General features: G+C 55.8%; 2 protein-coding genes. Both read left to right on the top strand.

Going from position 1 to position 1258, the window contains the following annotated elements:
* The first annotated feature begins 64 nt into the window (after positions 1–64).
* Positions 65–358 (top strand): transposase, encoded by a 294-nt coding sequence (locus F3J44_RS29375; RefSeq protein ID WP_167070870.1) that lies wholly within the window; start codon positions 65–67, stop codon positions 356–358.
* Positions 355–1218: an IS3 family transposase gene (locus F3J44_RS29370; protein WP_370526802.1), complete on the top strand. Its 864-nt coding sequence runs from the start codon at positions 355–357 to the stop codon at positions 1216–1218. Before F3J44_RS29375 ends, F3J44_RS29370 begins: the two co-directional genes overlap by 4 nt.
* Positions 1219–1258 lie beyond the last annotated feature (40 nt).

The raw sequence follows: 1258 nt of genomic DNA, 5'->3' as shown, positions 1-1258 counted from the left end.
TGGGCCTGTCCCGTGACAACGGACGCCAAGAGGCGATACTTGAATCGTTCTCTTGGAGGTTGTCATGTCCACTCGAACCTACCGTAACTACACCGAAGAATTCAAAATCCAGGCCGTTGCCTTGGCGCAAACGGTGGGAAGAACCGAGGCTGCCCGGCAGCTTGAGATTCCCGTAAAGACGCTGGATAACTGGGTTGATGCGTCTCGCAAAGGGCACTCGTTAAGCTCCGCCGACCGACGCCCTGTCAGTAAAGACGACAGCGAACTGGCGCGGCTCAGAGCCGAAAATGCCGAACTCAAACTGGAGCGCGAAATCCTAAAAAAGGCGGCGGTATTCTTTGCCAAAGAGTCCAGGTGAGATACGCCTTCGTCGCTAGTGAACGGGCTCAATTCCCAGTGCGATTGCTGTGCCGGGTGATGGGTGTCTCAGTTTCAGGGTTTTACGACTATCAGCATCGCCAGGGCCGTCCAGATCGAGACGCTCAGATTCGCGTTGATTTGCACAAGGCCTACGCAGCCAGCCGGAATACCTATGGCCGACCACGGCTGGTCGAAGCTTTGCGCCGACAGGCACACGCGGTGGGTCACAAACGGATAGGTCGGCTGATGCACGAGGAACACATTCAAGGCAAATGCAAAGGCGGCTTCAAACCTTGTACGACTGATAGCCACCACTACCTACCTGTAGCGGACAATGTGCTGGCTCGACAGTTTTCCGTGAATAGCGCGACGCCCACTTGGGTCAGCGATATCACCTACATCGCCACCAAAGAGGGATGGTTGTATCTGGCAGTCGTACTCAGCATTCAGACTCGCCAAGTGCTGGGTTACAGCTTGGCGGATCGTATGCCGGACGACTTGGTTGAGCGAGCCTTCATCAACGCTTGGAACGCATGCCTTGGCCTCTACGGTGTTGTATTCCACTCCGATCAGGGGCGTCAGTATGCAAGCAGCAAATTCCGCTTCGCGCTGGCCAAGAAAGGCTTCACGCAGAGCATGAGCCGGAAGGGCAATTGTTGGGATAACGCCGTAGCTGAGAGCTTCTTTGCCACATTGAAGCGAGAAGAGGCCTGCCGGGTTTATCCCAGCAAGCAGCAAGCGCACCTGGCAATCGCAAATTACATCCACGGGTTTTACAACAGCAGTCGACTGCACTCAGCCCTGGGCTATCGTTCACCGAACGAATATGCCAAAGGCTTGAGAAAGGCGGCTCAATAGCCAGCCTCTTGGCGTCCGTTGTCACGGGACAGGCCCACCC

The sequence above is a fragment of the Pantoea sp. Tr-811 genome, from assembly GCF_011752535.1.
Classification (GTDB): Bacteria; Pseudomonadota; Gammaproteobacteria; order Pseudomonadales; family Pseudomonadaceae; genus Aquipseudomonas.
This window is presented reverse-complemented; position numbering and strand designations above follow the sequence as displayed.

Excerpts from the sequence above, each read along its gene's own strand:
- F3J44_RS29375 (WP_167070870.1), top strand. The coding sequence starts at position 65 with ATGTCCACTCGAACCTACCGTAACTACACCGAAGAATTCAAAATCCAG.